The organism is Noviherbaspirillum phoenicis, assembly GCF_047237965.1.
Taxonomy (GTDB): Bacteria; Pseudomonadota; Gammaproteobacteria; order Burkholderiales; family Burkholderiaceae_D; genus Noviherbaspirillum_A.
Genome location: NZ_JBDFLX010000001.1, coordinates 3,912,033 through 3,933,866, shown reverse-complemented (window position 1 = coordinate 3,933,866; position 21,834 = coordinate 3,912,033). Strand labels below are relative to the sequence as shown.

General features: G+C 65.2%; 20 protein-coding genes. 11 read left to right on the top strand and 9 right to left on the bottom strand.

The window, feature by feature from the left end:
* Positions 1-7: 7 nt before the first annotated feature.
* Complete coding sequence (gene nirB, locus ABC383_RS17560) at positions 8-2,446, bottom strand: nitrite reductase large subunit NirB (protein WP_413015494.1); 2,439 nt, start codon at positions 2,444-2,446, stop codon at positions 8-10.
* Between the two features lie 273 nt (positions 2,447-2,719).
* On the opposite strand from nirB, the gene ABC383_RS17555 reads away from it, so the two are divergent.
* Together ABC383_RS17555 and ABC383_RS17550 are read left to right on the top strand one after the other, a co-directional pair.
* Entirely contained in the window at positions 2,720-3,934 is a 1,215-nt protein-coding gene (locus ABC383_RS17555) for a nitrate/nitrite transporter (RefSeq protein WP_413015492.1), read from the top strand.
* A gap of 102 nt (positions 3,935-4,036) precedes the next feature.
* The gene (locus ABC383_RS17550; RefSeq protein WP_413015490.1) at positions 4,037-5,740 is read left to right on the top strand and encodes a bifunctional protein-serine/threonine kinase/phosphatase; all 1,704 of its coding nucleotides are present in this window, start codon (positions 4,037-4,039) and stop codon (positions 5,738-5,740) included.
* Between the two features lie 27 nt (positions 5,741-5,767).
* Here the strand turns inward: ABC383_RS17550 and ABC383_RS17545 are convergent, their stop codons facing one another.
* The 5 genes from ABC383_RS17545 to ABC383_RS17525 all read right to left on the bottom strand — a co-directional run bounded on the left by ABC383_RS17545 (position 5,768) and on the right by ABC383_RS17525 (position 10,244).
* Positions 5,768-5,938, bottom strand: coding sequence for a hypothetical protein (locus tag ABC383_RS17545; RefSeq protein WP_413015488.1), 171 nt, complete (start codon positions 5,936-5,938; stop codon positions 5,768-5,770).
* A gap of 7 nt (positions 5,939-5,945) precedes the next feature.
* A complete protein-coding gene (locus tag ABC383_RS17540) occupies positions 5,946-6,920 on the bottom strand; it encodes a quinone oxidoreductase family protein (protein ID WP_413015487.1) in 975 nt (324 codons plus the stop codon).
* Positions 6,921-6,935: 15 nt separating this feature from the next.
* Positions 6,936-7,715 (bottom strand): SDR family oxidoreductase, encoded by a 780-nt coding sequence (locus ABC383_RS17535; RefSeq protein WP_413015485.1) that lies wholly within the window; start codon positions 7,713-7,715, stop codon positions 6,936-6,938.
* An 8-nt stretch (positions 7,716-7,723) separates the two neighbouring features.
* Positions 7,724-8,638 carry a DMT family transporter gene (locus ABC383_RS17530; protein ID WP_413015483.1) on the bottom strand — a complete coding sequence of 305 codons (915 nt, stop codon included), beginning with the start codon at positions 8,636-8,638 and terminating at the stop codon, positions 7,724-7,726.
* 76 nt (positions 8,639-8,714) lie between these two features.
* A complete protein-coding gene (locus ABC383_RS17525) occupies positions 8,715-10,244 on the bottom strand; it encodes a helicase HerA-like C-terminal domain-containing protein (RefSeq protein ID WP_413015481.1) in 1,530 nt (509 codons plus the stop codon).
* A gap of 151 nt (positions 10,245-10,395) precedes the next feature.
* Between ABC383_RS17525 and ABC383_RS17520 the strand changes: the two genes are divergently transcribed.
* The 3 genes from ABC383_RS17520 to ABC383_RS17510 all read left to right on the top strand — a co-directional run bounded on the left by ABC383_RS17520 (position 10,396) and on the right by ABC383_RS17510 (position 13,037).
* Positions 10,396-11,121 (top strand): YebC/PmpR family DNA-binding transcriptional regulator, encoded by a 726-nt coding sequence (locus ABC383_RS17520; protein ID WP_413015479.1) that lies wholly within the window; start codon positions 10,396-10,398, stop codon positions 11,119-11,121.
* Positions 11,122-11,214: 93 nt separating this feature from the next.
* Positions 11,215-12,489, top strand: a complete 1,275-nt coding sequence (gene purD / locus ABC383_RS17515) for a phosphoribosylamine--glycine ligase (protein ID WP_413015477.1) — start codon at positions 11,215-11,217, stop codon at positions 12,487-12,489.
* A gap of 179 nt (positions 12,490-12,668) precedes the next feature.
* Positions 12,669-13,037: a hypothetical protein gene (locus ABC383_RS17510; RefSeq protein ID WP_413015475.1), complete on the top strand. Its 369-nt coding sequence runs from the start codon at positions 12,669-12,671 to the stop codon at positions 13,035-13,037.
* A gap of 466 nt (positions 13,038-13,503) precedes the next feature.
* Here ABC383_RS17510 and ABC383_RS17505 read toward each other — a convergent pair whose 3' ends face one another.
* The gene (locus ABC383_RS17505; RefSeq protein ID WP_413015473.1) at positions 13,504-13,746 is read right to left on the bottom strand and encodes a hypothetical protein; all 243 of its coding nucleotides are present in this window, start codon (positions 13,744-13,746) and stop codon (positions 13,504-13,506) included.
* Positions 13,747-13,912: 166 nt separating this feature from the next.
* On the opposite strand from ABC383_RS17505, the gene hemF reads away from it, so the two are divergent.
* From hemF to rng, 6 genes are read left to right on the top strand one after another with little or no spacing between them, the layout of a single operon-like run.
* On the top strand, positions 13,913-14,827 hold the full coding sequence (hemF, locus tag ABC383_RS17500; RefSeq protein ID WP_413015471.1) for an oxygen-dependent coproporphyrinogen oxidase: 915 nt from the start codon (positions 13,913-13,915) through the stop codon (positions 14,825-14,827).
* Complete coding sequence (locus tag ABC383_RS17495; protein ID WP_413016413.1) at positions 14,815-15,471, top strand: nicotinate-nucleotide adenylyltransferase; 657 nt, start codon at positions 14,815-14,817, stop codon at positions 15,469-15,471. Before hemF ends, ABC383_RS17495 begins: the two co-directional genes overlap by 13 nt.
* On the top strand, positions 15,471-16,091 hold the full coding sequence (gene rsfS, locus ABC383_RS17490) for a ribosome silencing factor (protein WP_413015469.1): 621 nt from the start codon (positions 15,471-15,473) through the stop codon (positions 16,089-16,091). The genes ABC383_RS17495 and rsfS overlap by 1 nt, the downstream gene beginning before the upstream one ends.
* A gap of 12 nt (positions 16,092-16,103) precedes the next feature.
* On the top strand, positions 16,104-16,574 hold the full coding sequence (gene rlmH / locus ABC383_RS17485; RefSeq protein WP_413015467.1) for a 23S rRNA (pseudouridine(1915)-N(3))-methyltransferase RlmH: 471 nt from the start codon (positions 16,104-16,106) through the stop codon (positions 16,572-16,574).
* A 42-nt stretch (positions 16,575-16,616) separates the two neighbouring features.
* Complete coding sequence (locus ABC383_RS17480) at positions 16,617-17,237, top strand: Maf family protein (RefSeq protein ID WP_413015465.1); 621 nt, start codon at positions 16,617-16,619, stop codon at positions 17,235-17,237.
* Positions 17,234-18,697 carry a ribonuclease G gene (gene rng, locus ABC383_RS17475; protein WP_413015463.1) on the top strand — a complete coding sequence of 488 codons (1,464 nt, stop codon included), beginning with the start codon at positions 17,234-17,236 and terminating at the stop codon, positions 18,695-18,697. The genes ABC383_RS17480 and rng overlap by 4 nt, the downstream gene beginning before the upstream one ends.
* Positions 18,698-18,726: 29 nt before the next feature.
* Here the strand turns inward: rng and msbA are convergent, their stop codons facing one another.
* Positions 18,727-20,466 (bottom strand): lipid A export permease/ATP-binding protein MsbA, encoded by a 1,740-nt coding sequence (gene msbA / locus ABC383_RS17470; RefSeq protein WP_413015461.1) that lies wholly within the window; start codon positions 20,464-20,466, stop codon positions 18,727-18,729.
* A gap of 398 nt (positions 20,467-20,864) precedes the next feature.
* Positions 20,865-21,830 (bottom strand): sugar kinase, encoded by a 966-nt coding sequence (locus tag ABC383_RS17465; RefSeq protein WP_413016411.1) that lies wholly within the window; start codon positions 21,828-21,830, stop codon positions 20,865-20,867.
* Positions 21,831-21,834 lie beyond the last annotated feature (4 nt).

The window sequence follows — 21,834 nt, the reverse complement described above, 5'->3', positions numbered from 1 at the left end:
GTAAAGGTCACACCGTCAATGGCGTGAACTGGCGGGCATCGACCTGGGCGCGGTCAAACTCATGCCACGGGTCGGGCAGGCCGTCGAGCGAGAACAGCAGCCGCTCATACAGCGCGCGCCGACCGTCGTGGTCTTCCAGCACCATCTTCTTCACATGGTCCAGGCCGACCCGCGCCAGGTAATGCACGGTGCGCTCCAGGTACCAGCCCTCCTCGCGGTAGAGCTGCAGGAAGGCGCCGGCATATTCCAGCACTTCCTCATGGGTCTTCAACTTGACGAAGAAATGCGCGACCTCGGTCTTGATGCCGCCGTTGCCGCCGACATAGATCTCCCAGCCGGAATCGACGCCGATCACGCCGACGTCCTTGATGCCGGACTCGGCGCAATTGCGCGGGCAGCCCGACACCGCGATCTTCACCTTGTGCGGCGAATACATGCGCGCCAGCGCCTTTTCCATCTGCTGGCCGAGCAGCGTCGAGTTCTGGGTGCCGAAGCGGCACCACTCGGAGCCGACGCAGGTCTTGACCGTGCGCAGGCCCTTCGCATAGGCCAGGCCGGACGGCATGCCGAGGTCTTTCCACACCGCCGGCAGGTCTTCCTTCTTCACGCCCAGCAGGTCGATGCGCTGGCCGCCGGTGACCTTGACGGTGGGGATCGCATACTTGTCGACCACGTCGGCAATGCGGCGCAGGTCGGCCGCGCTGGTCTCGCCGCCCCACATGCGCGGGATCACCGAATAGGTGCCGTCCTTCTGGATGTTGGCATGCGAGCGCTCGTTGATGAAGCGCGACTGCGGATCGTCGATGGCCTCATGCGGCCAGGTCGAAATCAGGTAGTAGTTGATCGCCGGGCGGCAGCTCGCGCAGCCGTTGGGCGTGCGCCATTCCATGAAGCGCATCACGTCGGCAACGGTCAGCAGCTTGTTCTGGCGGATCGCGTCGCGCGCTTCCTGGTGGGTGTGGTCGGTGCAGCCGCACATCGGCTTGGCCTTGGCGGCGGCCGAGTAATCGCCGCCGGCGGTGAACATGATGATCTGCTCCACCAGACCGGTGCAGGAACCGCAGGAAGCCGAGGCCTTGGTGTGCTTGCGCACGTCTTCCAGCGTGAACAGGCCCTTTTCCTTGATCGCGCTGACGATGGCGCCCTTGCACACGCCATTGCAGCCGCAGACTTCGGCGCTGTCGGGCATGGCCGCGGCCAGGGTGTAGCCCTCGTGCCCGGTGTCGCCGGGCCGTCCGGTGTTGGCTTCGCCGAACATCAGGCTGTCGCGGATCTCGCCGATGTCCTTTCCTTCGCGCAGCAGCCTGAAGTACCAGCTGCCGTCGACCGTGTCGCCATACAGGCAGGCGCCGACCAGCTTGTCGTCCTTGATCACCAGCTTCTTGTAGACGCCGCCGAGCGGGTCCGACAGCACGATTTCCTCGGTGCCCTCGCCACCCATGAATTCGCCGGCCGAGAACAGGTCGATGCCGGTGACCTTGAGCTTGGTGGATGTGACCGAGCCCTGGTAGCGGCCGATGCCGAAGCTGGCCAGGTGATTCGCCGCGACCTTGGCCATCTCGAACAGCGGCGCCACCAGGCCATAGGCGGTGCCGCGGTGGTTGACGCATTCGCCCACCGCATAAATGCGCGGGTCATAGGTCTGCATGGTGTCGTTGACCACGATGCCGCGATTGCAGTGGATGCCGCTGGCCTCGGCCAGCGCGGTGTTGGGGCGTATGCCCACGGCCATCACCACCAGCTGCGCCGGCGCTTCCAGGCCGTCGGTGAAGCGGATCGCCTGCACATGGCCGTTCTCATCGCCAACCAGTTCCCGGGTGTTCTTCTCCAGCAGGAATTTCAGGCCGCGGTCTTCCAGCGACTTCTGCAGCATCCTGCCGGCGACCGGGTCGAGCTGGCGTTCCATCAGCCAGCCGGGCAGATGCACCACCGTCACATCCATGCCGCGCAGCTTGAGGCCATTGGCCGCTTCCAGGCCCAAGAGGCCGCCGCCGATCACCACCGCATGGGTATGCTTGCCGGCCGCAGCGATCATTGCATTGGTGTCGTGGATGTCGCGGTAGGAGATCACGCCGGCGAGATCACGCCCCGGCACCGGCAGCATGAAGGGCGTGGAGCCGGTGGCCAGCAGCAGCCGGTCGTATTCGGCCACCGTGCCGTCCTCGGCTACCACCATGCGGCGGGCGCGGTCTATCTTCGTGATCTTCTTGCCAAGATGCAGGGTGATGTTGTTCTGCGCATACCAGTCGACATCGTTCAGCATGATGTCCTGTATGGTCTGCTCGCCGGCCAGCACCGGCGAGAGCAGGATGCGGTTGTAGTTGGCATAGGGCTCGGCGCCGAATACCGTGATGTCGTAGATGTCGGGTGCGATCCTGAGCAGTTCCTCGAGCGTGCGCACGCCTGCCATGCCGTTGCCGACCATGACCAATTTCAGCTTCTTCATTAAAGCCCCTTCCTGTCCATGGCTTCTCCATTAAAGCCATTTCAGCACCTGATGGCGCCTGCAGGATGCAAGACCGGTGCCAGCCAGATCGGCACTGCCATTCACCGCAATGGCCCATAAACCGCACCGCAGGCGTGCGCGAGCCTGTGTTTGATGGTGCATCGCACACCGAGGCAGCATCGGCGTTTCATAGACAAAAGCCGATGCACGAAAATCGACTGGCATATCCCTTGCATGGTGCAGCCCGCCTTCTCAACGCCGATTGGACGCATCATGCAAAAAACCTCGTTCTGGAAAGCCGGGCATACCCCTACCCTGCTGGCCGCCTTTTTCTACTTCGATCTCAGCTTCATGGTGTGGGTGATCCTCGGTCCGCTGGCCGTGCAGATATCGAAGGATCTCGGCCTGACCGCGGCGCAGAAGGGCCTGATGGTGGCTACGCCGCTCCTGGCCGGCGCCCTGCTGCGTATCGTGATGGGCGTGCTGGTCGACCACCTGAAACCCAAGAAGGCCGGCCTGATCGGCCAGCTGGTGGTGCTGGCCGGCCTGGCCTGGGCCTGGCTTGGCAAGCTCGACAGCTACCACAGCATGCTGACGCTGGGCATCCTGCTCGGCATGGCGGGCGCGGCCTTCGCGGTGGCGCTGCCGCTGGCGTCGCGCTGGTATCCGCCCGAACACCAGGGCACGGCGCTGGGCATTGCTGGCGCAGGCAACTCCGGCACCGCCTTCGCCGCCCTGTTCGCGCCGGCGCTGGCGATGGCCTTCGGCTGGCAGAACGTGTTCGGCCTGTGCCTGATCCCGCTCGGCGTGGCGCTGGCGGTCTACCTGATCTTTGCCAAGGATGCGCCGTCTGCACCGCCGCCGAAGTCGCTTGTGGAATACCTGCATGTGCTGAAGGACAGGGACGCCTGGTGGTTCATGTTCTTCTATGGCGTGACCTTCGGCGGCTTTTCCGGGCTGGCCTCGTCGCTGGCCATCTACTTCAACGGCCAGTACGGCCTGTCGCCGGTGACCGCCGGCTACTTCACCGCTGCCTGCGTCTTCGCCGGTTCGCTGGTGCGGCCGCTGGGCGGGCGCATGGCCGACCGCATCGGCGGCATCAAGACCCTGTCCATCATGTACCTGCTGGCCGCGCTGTTCCTGTTCATCGCCAGTTTCGGCCTGCCATCGGCGGCGATGGCCGTGGTGGTGTTCGTGCTGGCGATGCTGGCGCTGGGCACAGGCAACGGCGCGGTGTTCCAGCTGGTGCCGCAACGCTTTCGCAAGGAGATCGGCGTGATGACGGGCTTAGTCGGCATGGCCGGCGGCGTCGGCGGTTTCTATCTCGCCTCCAGCCTGGGCTTTTCCAAGCAGATGACCGGCAGCTATCAGCTCGGCCTCACCATCTTCGCCTCGCTGGCCTTGCTGGCGCTGGTCGGCCTGACGGTGGTGAAGGGCCGCTGGCGCACCACCTGGGGCAGCGCGGCGATGACGACGGCCAGGATCTGATCCTCAAGGCGCCTGCGCGGCCGGCGGCAGCGGAATGCTGCCGCCGGCCGTTTTTCCTTCATACTGCGTTCCGCCTCCCCTGCCATTCCAGCGCCAAGCGACATGCCCCTGACCGTCACCGCAGCCCACAGCACCGATCCCGGCCCGCGCGCCGCCAACGAAGACTTTGTCGGCATGGTCACGCCCAACGAGCCCGAGCGCAGCACCAGGGGCGTGATCGCCGCGATCGCCGATGGCGTGTCGGGCAACGACGGCGGCCGCGAGGCGTCCGAATTCACGGTGCGCAACCTGCTGTCGGACTACTACGCCACGCCCGACACCTGGCCGGTGACGCAGTGCCTGCAGAAGGTCATCACCGCGGTCAACAGCTGGGTGCAGAGCCAGGGCACCAAGCGTCCGGAACTGGCCGGCATGGCCACCACCCTCACCGCACTGGTCCTGCGCGGCAATTTCTATTATTTCTCGCATGTCGGCGACAGCCGGCTTTACCTGCTGCGCGCCGGCAAGCTGGAGCGGCTCACCACCGACCATGTGTGGGACAAGCCGGAAATGCAGCATGTGCTGACGCGCGCGGTCGGGCTCGATACCCGCATCGCCATCGACCACGGCATGGGCGAGTGCCGCGTCGGCGATGTGTTCCTGCTGGCGACCGACGGCCTGTGGAGCGCGCTGACCGAGTATGAAATCAACCGCCAGCTGTCCTTGCTGGCGCTGGCCACAGCCGACGCGGAAAGCGCCGCGAAGAGCCTGCTGCAGGCGGCGCAGCAGGCCGGCACGCGCGACAACCTGAGCGCGCTGGTGATCCGCATCGACGCCCTGCCCGAGGCCGACCTGCGCGATGCGCTGGCCACCACGCGCCATCTGCCCCTGCCGCCACGGCTCAAGCCGGGCCAGAGCCTGGATGGCCTGGTGGTGGAGGAACAGATCCATGCCTCCCGCGCCACCCTGCTGTACCGGGTGCGCGACCCCGCCACGGGCCGCAGGCTGGTGCTCAAAACCCTGCAGCCGGAGCGCGACAACGACCCGGCGGAACGCTCGGCCTTCGCGCATGAGGAATGGCTGGCGCGGCGCGCGGTGGCGCGCTTCTTCCCGCAGGTGGTCACGCTGTCCGAGCGCAGCTGCCTTTATTACCTGAGCACCTGGCATGAGGGCGCGACGCTGCAGCAGCACCTGGATGCCGGCCGCCATTTCACGATTCCGGAAGTCGTCGCCGAAGGCAGCCGCCTGGTGCGCGCGCTGGGCGCGCTGCACCGGCGCAGCATCATTCACCGCGACATCAAGCCGGCCAATGTGCATCTGGGCAACGACGGCGAGCTGCGCCTGCTCGACCTCGGCGTGGCCCAGTCCGGCCTGGAGGCCGGCGCCGGCGCCTCGGCGCCGCAGGCCGGCACGCCGTCCTTCCTGGCGCCGGAACAATATGACAACGCGGTGCCGTCGCGCCAGACCGATGTCTATGCCGTCGGCGTGACGCTGTACCTGATGCTGACCCGCCAGTATCCGTACGGCGAGATCGAGCCCTTCCAGCGGCCGCGTTTCGGCGAGCCGGCGCCGCCCACGCGCTACCGGCCGGACGTGCCGCTGTGGCTGGAGAATGTGCTGCAGAAAGCAGTGGCCAGGAATCCGGCGGACCGTTTCGAAACCGCCGAGGAATTCCTGCTGGCGCTGGAACGGGGCGCCAGCAGGCCGCTGCCCGCGCCGGCGGCGGTGCCGCTGGCCAAGCGCGACCCGGCCATGCTGTGGCGGGCGGTGGCGGCGGTGTCCATCGTGCTCAACCTGCTGCTGCTGTACCTGGTGGCCGTACGCTGAAAGCGCGCAGGCCATGCAGTTGGCAGGTCAGTACGACAGGTACTTTTCCGACGCCCAGGTCACCAGCGCTATCACCAGCACCACCAGGATCAGTACGATAAGCAGCCGCCCGAACTTCGGCATGCCGTCGGTGCCGGTCGGCTGCTCTTCCGGATGGTTCATCGGATTGCCGCCCGGCTCGCTACCTTTCTCGTTCATCGCGCGCTCAGGGCAGCAGGATGGTGGAGCCGGTGGTCTTGCGGCCTTCGAGGTCGATATGCGCCTGCGCCGCATCCTTCAATGCATAGCGCTGGTTGATCTCGATCTTCACCTTGCCGCTGCCAACCACGTCGAACAGGTCGGCCGCCATCGCTTCCAGGTCTTCCCGCTTGGCGCTGTAGGTGAACAGCGTCGGCCGGGTGATGAACAGCGAGCCGCGCGAGGCCAGCTCGTTCAGGCTGAACGGCGGCACCGGGCCGGACGCGCTGCCGAAGCTGACCATGGTGCCCAGCGGCGACAGGCAGTCCAGCGAGCCGGTGAAGGTATCGGCGCCGATAGAGTCATACACCACCGGCACGCCGCGCCCGCCGGTGATTTCCTTGACGCGCTCGACGAAGTTTTCCTTGTTGTAGTTGATCACATGGGTCGCGCCATGCTGCTTGGCCAGCTCGCCCTTCTGGTCCGAACCCACCGTCCCGATCAGGTTTACGCCCAGGGCGCGCGCCCACTGGCAGGCGATCAGGCCGACGCCGCCGGCGGCCGCGTGGAACAGGATGGTCTCGCCGCCCTTCAGCGGGAAGGTGCGGCGGAACAGGTACTGCACCGTCAGGCCCTGCAGCATCATGGCCGCGCCGGTTTCGAAGTCGATGTTGTCCGGCAGCTTCACCAGCACCGCCGCCGGCATCACCCGCGCCTCGGCATAGGCGCCGGGCGGACGGGCGGCATAGGCGACGCGGTCGCCCGGCTTCACATGGGTCACGCCCTCGCCCACCGCTTCCACCACGCCGGCGCCTTCCATGCCCAGGCCGGCCGGGAGCTGCTGCGGATACAGGCCGGTGCGGAAGTACACATCGATGTAGTTCAGGCCGCAGGCATGGTGCCGCACCCGCGCCTCGCCCGGACCCGGTTCGCCGACCTCGACATCGACGTATTCCATCACTTCCGGTCCGCCGGTCTTGAAGATCCTGATCGCTTTGGTCATGTTCTCGCTCCTGAATTAAAAGGTGCCGGGATAGGCGCCGCCGTCGAGCAGGATGTTCTGCCCGGTCATGTAGCCGGCATGGGCGCTGCACATGAAGGCGCAGAAGGCGCCGAATTCAGCCGCGGTGCCGAAGCGCTGCGCCGGGTTCTGGTTGCGGCGCGCTTCCTTGACTTCATCGATGCTCTTGCCGCTGGCCTTGGCCGCGCCGGCCATGGTGGCGCCCAGGCGGTCAGTGTCGAACGGCCCCGGCAGCAGGTTGTTGATGGTGACGTTGTGCGCCACGGTCTTGCGGGCGATGCCGGCGACGAAGCCGGTCAGGCCGGAACGCGCGCCGTTGGACAGGCCCAGCACATCGATCGGCGCCTTCACCGCGCTCGACGTGATGTTGACGATGCGGCCGAAGCCGCGGCTGATCATGCCGTCGACGGTGGCCTTGATCAGTTCGATGGGCGTCAGCATGTTGGCGTCCAACGCGGCAATCCACTGCTCGCGGCCCCAGTCGCGGAAGTCGCCGGTCGGCGGGCCGCCGGCATTGGTGACCAGGATGTCCGGCGCCGGGCAGGCGGCCAGCGCCTGCGCCCGGCCTTCCGGCGTGGTGATGTCGGCGGCTACCGCGGTGACGTTCACGCCGTGGGCGCGGCGGATCTCCTCGGCGGTCTTTTCCAGCGCCTCGGCACTGCGCGCCACCAGCACCAGGTTCACGCCATCGGCGGCCAGCGCCTCGGCGCAGCCCTTGCCCAGTCCCTTGGATGCGCCGCAAACCAGCGCGGTCTTGCCCTTGATTCCCAGATCCATGTCTCTTCCTACGCTTTCTTTTTCGAGAGTAAATAAATGCCAGCCAGTACCAGCGCGGTGCCGGCCAGCTGGATTGCCGTAATGGGTTCGCCCAGCACCCAGGCGCCCAGAAACAGTGTCGATACCGGACCGACCATGCCCGTTAAGGACACCGTCGGCGCGCCGATGCGGGCCACCGCGATCATGGTCAGAAACACCGGCAGCACCGTGCAGAACACCGCATTGACCAGCGACAGGCCATACACCGGCGCCGGTTGCACCAGCATGCCGATGGGCTTCAACGCCAGGAACTGAAGTATGCATGCAAAGCTGGAAACGCACATCGCATAGGCCACCAGCCGCATCGGCCCCACCCGGCGCACCAGTTCGCCCGACATCAGCAGGTACATCGCATAGGTGACTGCGCTGGCCAGCACGAAGGCGCCGCCGAGCGGCACGTTGGCGCCGCCGGTGCGGGCATCGTGCAGGAACACCAGCACCGTGCCGGAATAGGACACCAGCAGCGCGCCCCATTCCAGCCGCCCGATCTTCTTGTGCAGGAAGAACACCGAGATCAGCAGCACGAAGGACGGCGTCAGGAACAGGATCAGCCGCTCCAAGCCGGCGCTGATGTATTGCAGGCCCAGGAAGTCGAGGAAGCTCGACAGGTAATAGCCCAGAAGCCCGAGGAAGACGATGCGCAGCCGGTCGCTGCCGGACAGCGCCGGCGAGCGGCGCGCATGCCAGATCGCCACGATCGCGAAGAAAGGCAGCGAGAACAGCATGCGGAAGCCGATCAGGGTGACGGCGTCGACCGGGTAACGGTAAATCAGCTTGGCGACGATCGCCTTGGTGGAGAACAGCACGGCGCCGACGACGGCGATTGCCAGCCCGGCCAGGAAAGCCTGGCGCTGCGCCGGCAGTGAAACGGAGGAAGAAGTCATTGACGAATTGTAAAAGAAAACCGGCAATCGAACTTTGCCTGGGAGTACGAACCCAGGCCTCCCGGTTTCCAGCGCCCTACTTGCGCTTGAGCAGCGAGCCCAGCACGCCGCGGATCAGTTCCCTGCCGACGCTGGAGCCGATCGAGCGCGCCGCCGACTTGACGATGGCTTCCACCACCGTGTCCTTGCGCCGGCTGCCGCCGCCACCGCCCAGGAGGCCGCCGAGCGCATCCTGCACCCGGTCGCTGACCGACGGCCCGCCGGACGGCGCGGGCGCCGGCGGCGTCGGCCCCGGCACCGCCCGCTCGTTCTTCACCGGCGCGCGGGTGGCGCTGCGGCCTTTCAGCACTTCATAGGCCGACTCGCGGTCGATCGCGGCTTCATAGACGCCGGCCACCAGCGAGCCGGCCTGCGCCGCCTGCCGCTCCGCCGGCGTGATCGGCCCGATCTGCGACGCCGGCGGCAGGATGAAGGCGCGCTGCACCGGCTCCGGCCGGCCCTTGGCGTCGAGGAAGGACACCAGCGCCTCGCCCACGCCCATTTCGCTGATCACCTGCACCACATCCAGTTCCGGATTCGGGCGGAAGGTCTCGGCGGCCGCCTGCACCGCCTTGCGGTCGCGCGGCGTGTAGGCGCGCAGCGCATGCTGCACCCGGTTGCCGAGCTGGCCCAGCACCGTGTCGGGAATGTCGATCGGATTTTGCGTCACGAAGTACACGCCCACGCCCTTGGAGCGGATCAGCCTCACCACCTGTTCGATCTTCTGCAGCAGCGCGCGCGGCGCGTCGTCGAACAGCAGGTGGGCCTCGTCGAAGAAGAACACCAGGCGCGGCTTGTCGACGTCGCCCACTTCCGGCAGGTGCTCGAACAGTTCCGACAGCATCCACAGCAGGAAGGTGGAATACAGCCGCGGCGCATTGAGCAGCTTGTCGGCGGCCAGGATGTTGATCACGCCATGGCCGTTGCCGTCGGTCTGCATCAGGTCCTCGATATTGAGCATGGGCTCGCCGAAGAACTTGTCGCCGCCCTGCTCCTCGATGGCCACCAGCCCGCGCTGGATCGCGCCGACACTGGCGGCCGAGACATTGCCGTACTCGCTCTGGAACGAGGCAGCGTTCTCGCCGACATGCTGCAGCATCGCCCGCAGGTCCTTCAGGTCCAAGAGCAGCAGGCCATTGTCGTCGGCGATCTTGAACACCAGCTGCAGCACGCCTTCCTGCACGTCGTTCAGGTTGAGCATGCGCGCAAGCAGCAGCGGCCCGAGGTCGGAAATGGTGGCCCGAACCGGATGCCCCTGCTCGCCATACACATCCCAGAACGTGGTCGGGCAGCCGGCCCACTGCGGCTCCTCCAGTCCAAGCATCGCCAGGCGCTCGCTGATCTTCGGATTCGGCGCGCCGGCCTTGGCCAGGCCCGACAGGTCGCCCTTCACATCGGCCATGAACACCGGCACCCCGATTTTCGAGAGCGATTCGGCAATCACCTGCAAGGTCACCGTCTTGCCGGTGCCGGTGGCGCCGGTGATGCTGCCGTGCCGGTTGACCAGCTGCGGCAGCAGGAGCAACTCATGGGTCTGGTTTTTTGCGATCAGGAGCGGATGTGGCATGGTTTTGGGCCTGTTCTGGGGAAATTGGGACAAGGGCCGTATGTTAGAATCGGCGATATTTTTCAGGGATGGCAGGAACCGATTCTAAACCGGACGCCGGTTTATATTGTGCGTTCTTCGCGTCCCGCAACCTCTTCTGGAAAGTGGCGTTATGGCAGGACATAGCAAATGGGCCAACATCAAGCACAAGAAGGCGGCCACTGACGCCAAGCGCGGCAAGATCTGGACCCGCCTGATCAAGGAAATCACGGTGGCTGCCCGCATGGGCGGCGGCGACATCAGCGCCAATCCGCGCCTGCGCCTGGCTGTGGAAAAGGCGGCCGACGCCAACATGCCCAAGGACAACGTCACCCGCGCAATCCAGCGCGGCACCGGCGACCTCGAAGGCGTGAACTACGAGGAAATCCGCTACGAGGGCTATGGCCTGAACGGCGCCGCGATCATCGTCGACTGCCTGACCGACAACCGGGTGCGCACCGTGGCCGAAGTACGGCACGCATTCTCCAAGTTCGGCGGCAACATGGGCACCGAAGGCTCGGTGGCCTTCCTGTTCAAGCACTGCGGCCAGCTGTTCTTCGCGCCCGGCACGAATGAGGACGCGCTGATGGAAGCGGCGCTGGAAGCCGGCGCGGACGACGTGGTGCAGGACGAGGAAGGCGGTTTCGAAGTGGTGTGCGACCCGTATGAATTCGCCGCCATCAAGGAAAAGCTGGAACAGGCCGGCTTCAAGCCGGAACTGGCCGAGATCACGATGAAACCCTCCACCGAGACCGAGTTCACGGGCGAAGACGCAACGAAGATGCAGAAGCTGCTCGACGCGCTGGAAAACCTCGATGACGTGCAGGAGGTCTACACCAACGCCGTGATCGACGAATAAATCCGACGCACCCATGTCCGGCAGCGCTGCCGGACATGCCAGGATGGCATGCCGCCATCGACCCCGACACCAGTCAAACGCATCACATCTCTCATGAAAATTCTCGTTGTAGGCTCCGGTGGCCGCGAACATGCCCTCGCCTGGAAGCTGGCGCAGTCCGAACGCATCCAGATCGTCTATGTCGCGCCGGGCAACGGCGGCACCGCGCTCGACCAGCGCCTGCGCAATATCGCCATCACCGACCCGAAGGAACTGGCCGAGTTCGCCCGCCGCGAACATGTCGCGCTGACCGTGGTGGGGCCGGAAGCGCCGCTGGCGGCCGGCATCGTCAACATCTTCCGCGAGCAGGGCCTGAAAGTGTTCGGCCCGACCGCCGAGGCAGCCCAGCTGGAAAGCTCCAAGGATTACGCCAAGGCCTTCATGCAGCGCCACGGCATCCCCACCGCCACTTACCAAACCTTTTCCGACGTCGCCGCCGCCCATGCCTACATCGATGCGCAGGGCGCGCCTATCGTGATCAAGGCCGACGGCCTGGCCGCCGGCAAGGGCGTGGTGGTGGCCATGACCGCCGACGAGGCGCATGCCGCGGTTGACATGATGCTGTCGGATAACCGCCTGGGCGACGCCGGCGCGCGCGTGGTGATCGAGCAATTCCTCGACGGCGAGGAAGCCAGCTTCATCGTGATGGTGGACGGCAAGAACATCCTGCCGCTGGCCACCAGCCAGGACCACAAGCGGCTGCAGGACCATGACGCCGGCCCCAACACCGGCGGCATGGGCGCCTACTCGCCCGCGCCCATCATCACGCCGGAGCTGCATGCCCGGGTGATGCGGGAAATCATCGTGCCCACCGTGCAGGGCATGGCGCAGGACGGCGTTCCCTACACCGGTTTCCTGTATGCCGGCCTGATGATCGATGCGCAGGGCACGCCCAGGACGCTGGAATTCAACTGCCGCATGGGCGACCCGGAAACCCAGCCCATCATGGCGCGCCTGAAGACCGACCTGGTCACGGTGATGGAGCACGCGGTCAACGGCACGCTGGACGCGGTAAAACTGGAATGGGACCGCCGCGTCGCGCTCGGCGTGGTAATGGCGGCCGCCGGTTATCCGGATGCGCCGAGGAAGGGCGACGTGATCACCGGCATTCCCGATGAAACGCCGGAATCCGTGACCTTCCACGCCGGCACTACGCTGAATGGCGCCACCCTGACCGCCAGCGGCGGCCGGGTGCTGTGCGTGGTCGGCCTGGGCGACAACGTCAAGATGGCGCAGAAACAGGCTTATGCGGCGGTGGACGGCATCCATTTCGATGGCGCGCAGTTCCGGCGCGACATCGGCTGGCGGGCGATCAAGCGACACGGGTAGCCGGAATTCAGTAAGTTTTCAAAAAGCCGGCGCAATGCCGGCTTTTTTGTTGGCGCTTCCCATCCCCGCGCTGCACACGCTTCGATAGCTACCCAATATCTGGAAAAACAGAAATAGCCTACGGGGCGTTGCTTGAACGAGAAATCGCCTTCCCTGCGTGCAGCGGTGAGGCTGTAAGAATGGCGAGAAAAAGCCGTCTTTTGCCAATTACTCCGCTTTCCCAAACCAAAACGAAACTTTGCAGGACAAGGCAGGAAAGTGCTGGCATCGGCAGCTTTGCCGGTTTGCCAATGAACACCCTCTCCAATTCATTATTGAATGAATTATTCCGAGCAGACTTTCAAGTTGACTCGCTGCATATTGCAGGCAACGCGCCACCTTGGAATTTTCTGAACCATTGCCTCATTAACCTGTACCTATCCGACAGCATGTGCGCTTGGGAACAAAGCGGAAAAAAGCGTGCGCGCCTTATTTCCATTAACCCAGCACTACTGACTACGAGGTTTAAACATGGCTTATCCGATACATTCATCTACTCGCGAGATTGAACTCACGACTTTCAAAAATTCGGCGAATGACAACGCGCCTTCCAATGTGCGCAGTAAAGAACCAGCTCTGGGAAACGCGTGCCGAAACAGGAACCTTTTGGAAAGACAGCAGGCAGTGGATTCCACTTCTCCCGTCAGCGCTTCCTGCGGGGTCAGCCAAAACGCAGGCCAGCCACGCTACAAAGCGTCAATAAGGCAGCGACATTCAAGTGAGAATGCCGGCCAGCACTCGCCGTATGTCACGCCGCAAGCATTGAATGCAGGGAATAACTGGACGCTATCCGCCTCATCCGTTACCCGCAGGATCTGACACAGTTCAAGCCGAAATCGCTGGCACGTCACACCAAGGGCATGGCGCCGCCGCTTCCTGCCCGTCAAACAACGCCAATCCGCCGCCAAGGCCGCGCCAGCAACTATATAAATAAGTTATCAAGCGTTTCCGTATCGAATTATCTTCCCTTCATGCCTATTCAAGCGGATACAGGCTTCCGCTTCCATGAGTGCTGCAAAGACAGCCATGTTGATGTTCTTGCAGCGCTATTTGAAAAGAGTTGTCCGAAACGTCGGATGAATCACCTTTGCGCGTTTTGGCAGAGCGCCGCCAATTAAAAGCAACCGAAATGCCTTCCCGTTCATCGTTGGTGGCCTGGCGTGCCGATGGAAAAATAAAGGCAAAGATACCGTTACCGGCACAGGCATTCATCACCATTTTTTAAAACGCGTTCGAAGGTAACCTGTCCGACCAGTAAATGCATGGCATTACCAGGAGACATCAATCCCAGACCGGCGTGCCCGGTCTGCCCTGTTGCGTCAATTTCGTCCTCCACGCCCCCGGCAGGGTACAATCCGCACTCGTTACTTTTCGCCCTCGCGCCGTGGACCCGACTTCCCCCTCCCCTTCCAACGTCAAGACCTACCTGCTCGGCCTGCAGAACCGCATCGTCGCGGCGCTGGAAGGCGTGGACGGCAAACAGTTCATCCGGGACACCTGGGAGCGCCCGGAAGGCGGCGGCGGCATTTCGCGGCTGATCGAGGAAGGCAATGTGTTCGAGCGCGGCGGCGTCGGTTTCTCCCATGTCACCGGCCGCAACCTGCCGCCCTCGGCTGCCGCGTCCCGGCCGGAACTGGCGGGCCGCCACTGGGAAGCGATGGGCGTGTCGCTGGTGCTGCATCCGCGCAACCCCTATGCGCCGACGGTGCACATGAACGTGCGCTTCTTCACCGCGATGGCCGAAGGCTTCGACCCGGTCTGGTGGTTCGGCGGCGGCATGGACCTGACGCCCTACTACGGCTTTGCCGAGGATGCGCAGCACTTCCACCGCACCTGCCGCGATGCGCTGGCCCCGTATGGCGACGACCTGCATCCGCGCTTCAAGAAATGGTGCGACGACTATTTTTACCTGAAGCACCGCCAGGAACCACGCGGCGTCGGCGGCATTTTCTTCGACGACCACAACGACCGCGACTTCGTCCACAGCTTCGGCATGATGCAAAGCGTGGGCGACCATTTCCTGCCGGCCTACCTGCCCCTGCTGGAACGGCGCAAGGACATGCCCTACGGCGAGCGCGAACGCGATTTCCAGGCCTACCGGCGCGGCCGCTACGTGGAATTCAACCTGGTGTTCGACCGCGGCACGCTGTTTGGCCTGCAGTCGGGCGGCCGCACCGAATCCATCCTGATGTCGCTGCCGCCGGTGGTCAAATGGCGCTACAACTGGCATCCGGCCGACGGCACGCCCGAGGCGGCGCTGTACACCGACTTCCTGGTGCATAAGGACTGGACCGCGTGAGCCGACGTTGCCTGGTGCTGCTGGGCGGAAGCTTCGACCCGGTGCACAACGGCCATGTTGCGCTCGGCGGCTATTTCGTGCGGCTGCTGGCGCCGGACGAATTGCGCATCATCCCGGCCGGCAATCCGTGGCAGAAGGCGCCGCTGCTGGCTTCCGGCGTCGACCGCGTCGCCATGCTGCGCCTGGCATTTGCCAGGCAGCCGGTGCCGGTGGCGATCGACGAGCAGGAACTGCGGCGCCAGGGCGCAAGCTATACCGTGGACACGCTGCGCGCGCTGCGCGCGGAGGTCGGGCCGGAAGCGTCGGTCGCGTTCGTCATCGGCGCCGACCAGCTGCTGCACCTGAACACCTGGCACGACTGGCGCGCACTGTTTGACCTGGCCCATGTCTGCGCGGCATCGCGGCCCGGCTTCGACACCGCAGCGCTGCCAGCGGAAGTGGCGCATGAACTGCGCCGGCGCAGTGCAACGCCCGACCAGTTGCGCGATAGTGCCCATGGCCTGATGTTCCTGACGGAAAGCCTTGCCCTGGACCTGTCCGCAACCGAAATCCGAACCGCGCTGGCGCGGGGCGAGCGGCCTCAAGAGTCGCTGCCAACCCCGGTGCTAGACTATATCGAACAACATCACTTATATAAAACCTAATGGATATCAAGAAACTCCAAACGCTTGTCGTTGACGCCCTCGAAGATGTGAAGGCGCAAGACATCGTGGTGTACGACACCACCCACCTGACCAGCCTGTTCGATCGCATCGCCATCGCCTCCGGCACCTCGAACCGCCAGACCAAGGCGCTGGCCGCCTCGGTGCGCGACAAGGTCAAGGAAAACGGCGGCAACATCGTCAGCCTGGAAGGCGAGGACACCGGCGAGTGGGTGCTGGTCGACCTCGGCGACATGATCGTCCACATCATGCAGCCGGCGATCCGGGCGTATTACCGCCTGGAGGAAATCTGGGGCGACAAGGAAGTCAAGATGGGCGCGGCCAAGCGCGCCAAGAAGACCGCCGCCGGCGACGATGCCGCGCCGAAGAAGGCCGCCCGCCACCTGACCGTGACCCAGCAGGCCGCGGCCGAAGGCGAGGCGCCGAAGAAGCCAGCGCGCAAGACCGCCGCCAAGTCGGCCACCGGCGCGGTCAAGACCGCAGCCAAGAAAACCGTCGCCAAGAAAGCCGCCAAGACGCCGGCTGGCAAGACCGTCAAGGTGGCGGCACCCAAGAGCGCCAGCGTGCGCAAGGCGCCGGCCAAGCGCGCCCGCGCCGAATAAAGCCGGTCGTCGATGCAGCTCGTCATCGCCGCCGTCGGCCACAAGATGCCGGCCTGGATCGACACCGGTTTTACCGAGTACGCCAAGCGCATGCCGCCGGACTGCCGGATCGTGCTCAAGGAAATAAAACCGGTGGACCGCTCCGGCAGCCGCAGCGCCGAGACCGTGATGGCGATGGAGCGAAGCCGGATCGAGGCAGTCATCCCCAAGGGCTCGCGGGTGGTGGCGCTGGACGAACGCGGCAAGGACCTGACCAGCGCGCAGCTGGCCAAGAACCTGGCGCAGTGGCAACAAGGCGGCACTGATGTTACATTCGTCATCGGCGGCGCCGACGGTCTGGATGCGCAGTTCAAGCAGCAGGCGGACATGCTGCTGCGGATCTCCAGCCTGACGCTGCCGCACGGCATGGTGCGTGTGCTCCTGGCCGAGCAGCTCTACCGGGCCTGGTCGATCACGCAGAATCATCCTTACCACCGCGTCTGAACGCAGCAGGCAGTGCGCCACTTGCCCATAACCTGACCACTCATGAAACCCATAGACCAGAAGATCTATCTGGCTTCCAAAAGCCCTCGCCGGCGCGAGCTGCTGCGCCAGATCGGCGTTGAATTCGAATTGCTGCTGCTGCGCGAACATACCGCGCGCGGGCCGGACGTGCCCGAGCTGGTGCTGCCTGGCGAGGCGCCGCTGGCCTATGTGGAACGGGTGACCCGGGAAAAGGTGGAGACCGCCTGCGACACCATGCTGTCGCGCCGCCTGCCGGTGCGTCCGGTGCTGACCGCCGACACCACGGTGACGCTGGACGGCCGCATCCTGGGCAAGCCGGCCAACGCGACGGAGGCGATCGACATGCTGCGCCTGCTGTCGGGGCGCACCCACCAGGTGCTGACCAGCATCGCGCTGCGCCGCGATGCCGACTTCTGGCAGATGACCCATGCTTCCGAAGTCACCTTCGACAGGCTGTCCGACGACACCATGCGCGCCTACTGCGCGCTGCCCGAGCCCTACGACAAGGCCGGCGGCTATGCGGTACAGGGCCGGGCGGCGCAATTCATCCGGCATATCTCGGGCAGCCATTCCGGCATCATGGGCCTGCCCCTGTTCGAGACCGCGCAACTGCTGCAGCAGGCGGGCATCCGCATCCTATGAGCACCGACATCCTCATCAATGTCACGCCGCAGGAAACCCGGGTGGCGCTGATCGTCCAGGGCGCGGTGCAGGAACTGCATATCGAGCGCAGCAACCTGCGCGGCCGCGCCGGCAATGTCTATCTCGGCAAGGTGGTCAGGGTGTTGCCCGGCATGCAGTCGGCCTTCATCGACATCGGCCTGGAGCGCGCCGCCTTCCTGCATGTGGCCGACATCTGGGAAGCGCGGCCGCACGATGGCAGCAGCGGCGCGGCCCAGCCCATCGAGCGGCTGCTGTTCGACGGGCAGGCGGTGATGGTGCAGGTGGTGAAGGACCCGATCGGCACCAAGGGCGCGCGGCTGTCCACCCAGATTTCCATTGCCGGCCGGATGCTGGTCTACCTGCCGCAGGACCCGCATATCGGCATCTCGCAACGCATCGAAAACGAAGCCGAGCGCGATGCGCTGCGGCAGAAGGTGCAGTCGCTGCTGCCGCCTGACGAGCGCGGCGGCTTCATCATCCGCACCATGGCAGAGGATGCATCCGATGCCGACCTGCAGTCCGATATCGACTACCTGGGCAAGACCTGGTCGGCGATCAGCCGCGAAGCCAGAACCAAACCGGCGCCGGCGCTGCTGTACCAGGACCTGAGTCTGGCGCAGCGGGTGCTGCGCGACTTCGTCGGCGACGACACCGCCAGCATCCAGGTCGACTCCCGCGAAAACTTCGTCAAGCTGCAGCAGTTCGCCCAGGTCTACACGCCCTCGGTGCTGACCCGGCTGCTGCACTACACCGGCGAGCGGCCGCTGTTTGACCTGTACGGCGTCGAAGAGGAAATCCAGCGCGCGCTGGGCCGGCGCGTCGACCTGAAGTCAGGCGGCTACCTGATCATCGACCAGACCGAGGCCATGACCACGATCGACGTCAACACCGGCAGCTACGTGCATGGCCGCAATTTCGACGACACGATCTTCAAGACCAACCTGGAAGCGGCGCAGGCCATCGCGCGCCAGCTGCGGCTGCGCAACCTGGGCGGCATCATCATCCTCGACTTCATCGACATGGAAAACGCCGAGCACAAGACGGCGGTGCTGGCGGAACTGCACAAGGCGCTGGCGCGCGACCGCACCAAGGTGTCGGTATCGGGCTTTTCCTCGCTCGGCCTGGTGGAGATGACCAGGAAGCGCACCCGCGAATCGCTGGCCCACATCCTCTGCGAGCCCTGCCCGGCATGCGCCGGCAAGGGCCAGGTGAAAACCGCGCGCACGGTCTGCTATGAAATCCTGCGCGAGCTGCTGCGCGAAGCCAAGCAGTTCAATCCGCGTGAATTCCGCATCCTGGCCTCGCAGGTAGTGATCGACATGTTCTTGGAAGAGGAATCCCAGAACCTGGCCCAGCTGGGCGACTTCATCGGCAAGCAGATCTCGCTGCAGGTGCAGACCGGCTATCAGCAGGAGCAGTACGACATCATTTTGATGTAATGCCAGGCCGGCATCGCGCCGGCATTACATCAGGCCGCCACCTCGCCGGCGAACTGCAGGTGGTACAGGCTGGCGTAGGTGCCGTTCTGTTCCAGCAGTTCCGCATGCGAACCCATCTCCACGATCTCGCCGCCGACCAGCACCACGATGCGGTCGGCCCGCTCCACCGTTGACAGCCGGTGCGCAATGACCAGCGTAGTGCGGCCCTGCATCAGGCCGTCCAGCGCCGACTGCACCGCGCGTTCCGACTCGGTGTCCAGCGCCGACGTGGCCTCGTCGAGGATCAGGATGGGCGCATCCTTGTAGATGGCGCGGGCAATCGCCAGGCGCTGGCGCTGGCCGCCGGACAGGCGGCTGCCGTTGTCGCCGATCATGGTGTCCAGGCCTTCCGGCAGCGCGCGGATCACATCGCTCAGGTAGGCGGCCCGCGCCGCCGCATGCACCCGCTCCATATCCGGGCTGGCGTCGCCATAGGCGATGTTGGCGGTAATGGTGTCGTCGAACAGCACCACGTTCTGGCTCACCATCGCGATCTGGGCGCGCAGGCTGGCCAGCGTGATGTCCTCGATGGGCTGGCCGTCGAGCCGGATCTCGCCGCTGCTGACGCTGTAGAAGTTGGGCACGAGGCCAACCAGCGTGGACTTGCCGCCGCCCGACATGCCGACGAAGGCCACCGTCTCGCCCGGCATGATGGCGAGGTTGATATGGGACAGCGCCCGCTGCGCCTGGCCGGGATAGGAAAAGCTGACGTCGTCGAACTCCAGCCTGCCGCTGGCGCGCTGCGCCAGCGGCGTGCCCGTGGTGCGCTCGGGCGCCGCGTCGATCAGGCCGAACACGGCTTCGGAAGCCGCCATGCCGCGCTGCAGCGGGCCATTCACCTCGGCCAGGCGCTTTAAGGGCGTCAGGAGCATCAGCATGGCGGTGATGAAGGAAACGAAGTCGCCCACGGTCGACTGGCCGCGCGAGGACTGGATGAGCGCGATCACGATCACCACGGCCACCGCGAATGCCGCCATCAGCTGGGTCACCGGCACGGTGGCGGCCGTGGTGCTGGCCATGCGCATCGAGTAGCGCCGCAGGTGGCTGGCACGCGCCTCGAAGCGGTCGCTTTCATACTTGTGGCCGCCGAAGATCTTGATGACCTGGTTGGCGCGCGTGGTTTCCTCGATCACCTGGGTCAGCTCGGCATTGATCTCCAGGTATTCGCGGGTCAGCTTGCGCATGCGCTTGCCGGTCAGGCGCACCACCAGGGCCGTCAGTGGCAGCAGGATCAGGGCCACGATGGTGAGCCGCCAGTTGAGCCAGAGCAGGAAGCCCAGCAGCACGATCACGGTGAGGCTGTCGCGTATCAGCGAGGTCAGCACATTCCTCACCATGTCGATCACCTGCTGCGACTCGAACATCATCGCGTTGATCACCTTGCCGACCGAGCTGGTGGAATAGAAAGCCGATGGCACGTTGAGCATGCGCGCGAACATCTGCGCCCGCACCGAATTGAGCAGGATGCTGGTGATCCAGGTCATCATGTAGGTGGTAAGGAAGGTGGAGCAGCCGCGCAGCACGAAGATGCCGATGATGGCCACCGGCACCATCCACAGGTCCAGCGTCGGCTTGCCGACGAAGCCGCGGTCGAGCAGCTGCCGCATCACGGCGGGAAACATGGGCTCGGTGGACGCGGTCAGGATCATCCCCAGGAAGGCCAGCGCCAGCCGGCCGCGATAGGGTTGAAACATACTCAGGGCCCGCCTGAAGTGCGGCGGGATCTTCATGGTTCGGCTCGATGGGTCATGGAAAACGGCAGTCCGGTGAGAGGCGTGGCAAGCGATGGAAACCGGCGGAGTCCATCAGCGCCTGGCGGCTGCATGAAACCCGGGGTTGTCATCATGATGAAAGGACAAGGCTGACAAGCTACAGGCCTGCCTGGGCAGGGTCAGCGTCGCGAACCGGTGGATTATAGTGGATTCGGGAAATGGCCGAAGACGGCGCGAGGCGTGCGCGCCACAGTGGCCGTGTTGGCATTGTGTTTCATGGCTGTGCCAAGCGCCGTTGCGCCGCGAACAAGGTCACCGCAAAGCGCTGCCAGACGGGCACGGCTCGCAAGGCGGCAATGAAGGCGGAATGGTTGCGAGGCAGGCGAGCCGCCCGCAAGCCATCCGCGTTCAACCCGTCAGCCGTCCTGCCGGCCTGGCGCGTAGCGCGGCCCGCCCAGCGCCCCGGCCAGTTGCGCACGGTCCGGCAAGCCATCGCAGTCGCCGGGGAACTGCACTACCCGCGCGCCGATCGCATTGCCGCGCAGTGCCGCCTGGTCCAGCGATGCGCCTTCGAGCAGCGCGCTGATCACGCCAACGGCGAAACCGTCGCCGGCACCCACGGTATCGACCACCTCCGGCACCTGGAAGCCCGGCACCACGCCGCGTCCATGCCGGTCGGCGAAATAGGCGCCCTCCGCGCCGAGCTTGATGACCACCTGCTTCGTTCCGCGCTCCAGATAGAAGTCGGCGATGCCGTCCCTGTCCTTGCACCCTGTCAGCAACTGCCCTTCGGACAGGCCCGGCAGCACCAGGTCGGCCATGGCGGCCAGCCGGTTCATCGTCTCGGCCATGACCTGCTGCGAGGGCCAGAGCCGCGGCCGCAGGTTAGGGTCGAAGGAAATGCCCTGCCCTGCCTGGCGCGCCTGCGCCGCCATCGCGAACACCAGCTCGCGCATGCCGTCCGACAGCGCCGGGCTGATGCCGGTCAGGTGCAGGCGGCGCGCCGCCGCGCAATAGGCAAGCGGATGATCGGCCACGCCGAGATGGCTGGCGGCGGAGCCGCGCCGGAAATACTCGATCAGCGGGTCGCTGCCGTCGGTGGCGAGCGACTTGAACATCAGGCCGGTGGGATGCGCGGCATCGACGGCGACATGGCTGCGGTTGATGCCTTCGGCATCCATGAAGCCGAGAAGATGCTGTCCCAGGCTGTCGGCGCCAACCCGGCTGATGTAGCCCACGCCAAAGCCGAGGCGGCGCAAGCCCACCGCCACATTCAGTTCCGCGCCGGCGGTGCGGCGGCAAAAGCGCGACACGCTGGCGAGCGCGCCCGGCTCCTCGGCGATGAACAGCGCCATCGCTTCGCCCACCGTCACCACATCCATTGCT

Bases quoted from the DNA above. Each gene is read 5' to 3' on its own strand.
- nirB (WP_413015494.1), bottom strand. From the start codon at position 2,446: ATGAAGAAGCTGAAATTGGTCATGGTCGGCAACGGCATGGCAGGCGTG.
- ABC383_RS17555 (WP_413015492.1), top strand. From the start codon at position 2,720: ATGCAAAAAACCTCGTTCTGGAAAGCCGGGCATACCCCTACCCTGCTG.
- ABC383_RS17550 (WP_413015490.1), top strand. From the start codon at position 4,037: ATGCCCCTGACCGTCACCGCAGCCCACAGCACCGATCCCGGCCCGCGC.
- ABC383_RS17545 (WP_413015488.1), bottom strand. From the start codon at position 5,938: ATGAACGAGAAAGGTAGCGAGCCGGGCGGCAATCCGATGAACCATCCG.
- ABC383_RS17540 (WP_413015487.1), bottom strand. From the start codon at position 6,920: ATGACCAAAGCGATCAGGATCTTCAAGACCGGCGGACCGGAAGTGATG.
- ABC383_RS17535 (WP_413015485.1), bottom strand. From the start codon at position 7,715: ATGGATCTGGGAATCAAGGGCAAGACCGCGCTGGTTTGCGGCGCATCC.
- ABC383_RS17530 (WP_413015483.1), bottom strand. From the start codon at position 8,638: ATGACTTCTTCCTCCGTTTCACTGCCGGCGCAGCGCCAGGCTTTCCTG.
- ABC383_RS17525 (WP_413015481.1), bottom strand. From the start codon at position 10,244: ATGCCACATCCGCTCCTGATCGCAAAAAACCAGACCCATGAGTTGCTC.
- ABC383_RS17520 (WP_413015479.1), top strand. From the start codon at position 10,396: ATGGCAGGACATAGCAAATGGGCCAACATCAAGCACAAGAAGGCGGCC.
- purD (WP_413015477.1), top strand. From the start codon at position 11,215: ATGAAAATTCTCGTTGTAGGCTCCGGTGGCCGCGAACATGCCCTCGCC.
- ABC383_RS17510 (WP_413015475.1), top strand. From the start codon at position 12,669: ATGGCGAGAAAAAGCCGTCTTTTGCCAATTACTCCGCTTTCCCAAACC.
- ABC383_RS17505 (WP_413015473.1), bottom strand. From the start codon at position 13,746: ATGGTGATGAATGCCTGTGCCGGTAACGGTATCTTTGCCTTTATTTTT.
- rsfS (WP_413015469.1), top strand. From the start codon at position 15,471: ATGGATATCAAGAAACTCCAAACGCTTGTCGTTGACGCCCTCGAAGAT.
- rlmH (WP_413015467.1), top strand. From the start codon at position 16,104: ATGCAGCTCGTCATCGCCGCCGTCGGCCACAAGATGCCGGCCTGGATC.
- ABC383_RS17480 (WP_413015465.1), top strand. From the start codon at position 16,617: ATGAAACCCATAGACCAGAAGATCTATCTGGCTTCCAAAAGCCCTCGC.
- rng (WP_413015463.1), top strand. From the start codon at position 17,234: ATGAGCACCGACATCCTCATCAATGTCACGCCGCAGGAAACCCGGGTG.
- msbA (WP_413015461.1), bottom strand. From the start codon at position 20,466: ATGAAGATCCCGCCGCACTTCAGGCGGGCCCTGAGTATGTTTCAACCC.
- ABC383_RS17465 (WP_413016411.1), bottom strand. From the start codon at position 21,830: ATGGATGTGGTGACGGTGGGCGAAGCGATGGCGCTGTTCATCGCCGAG.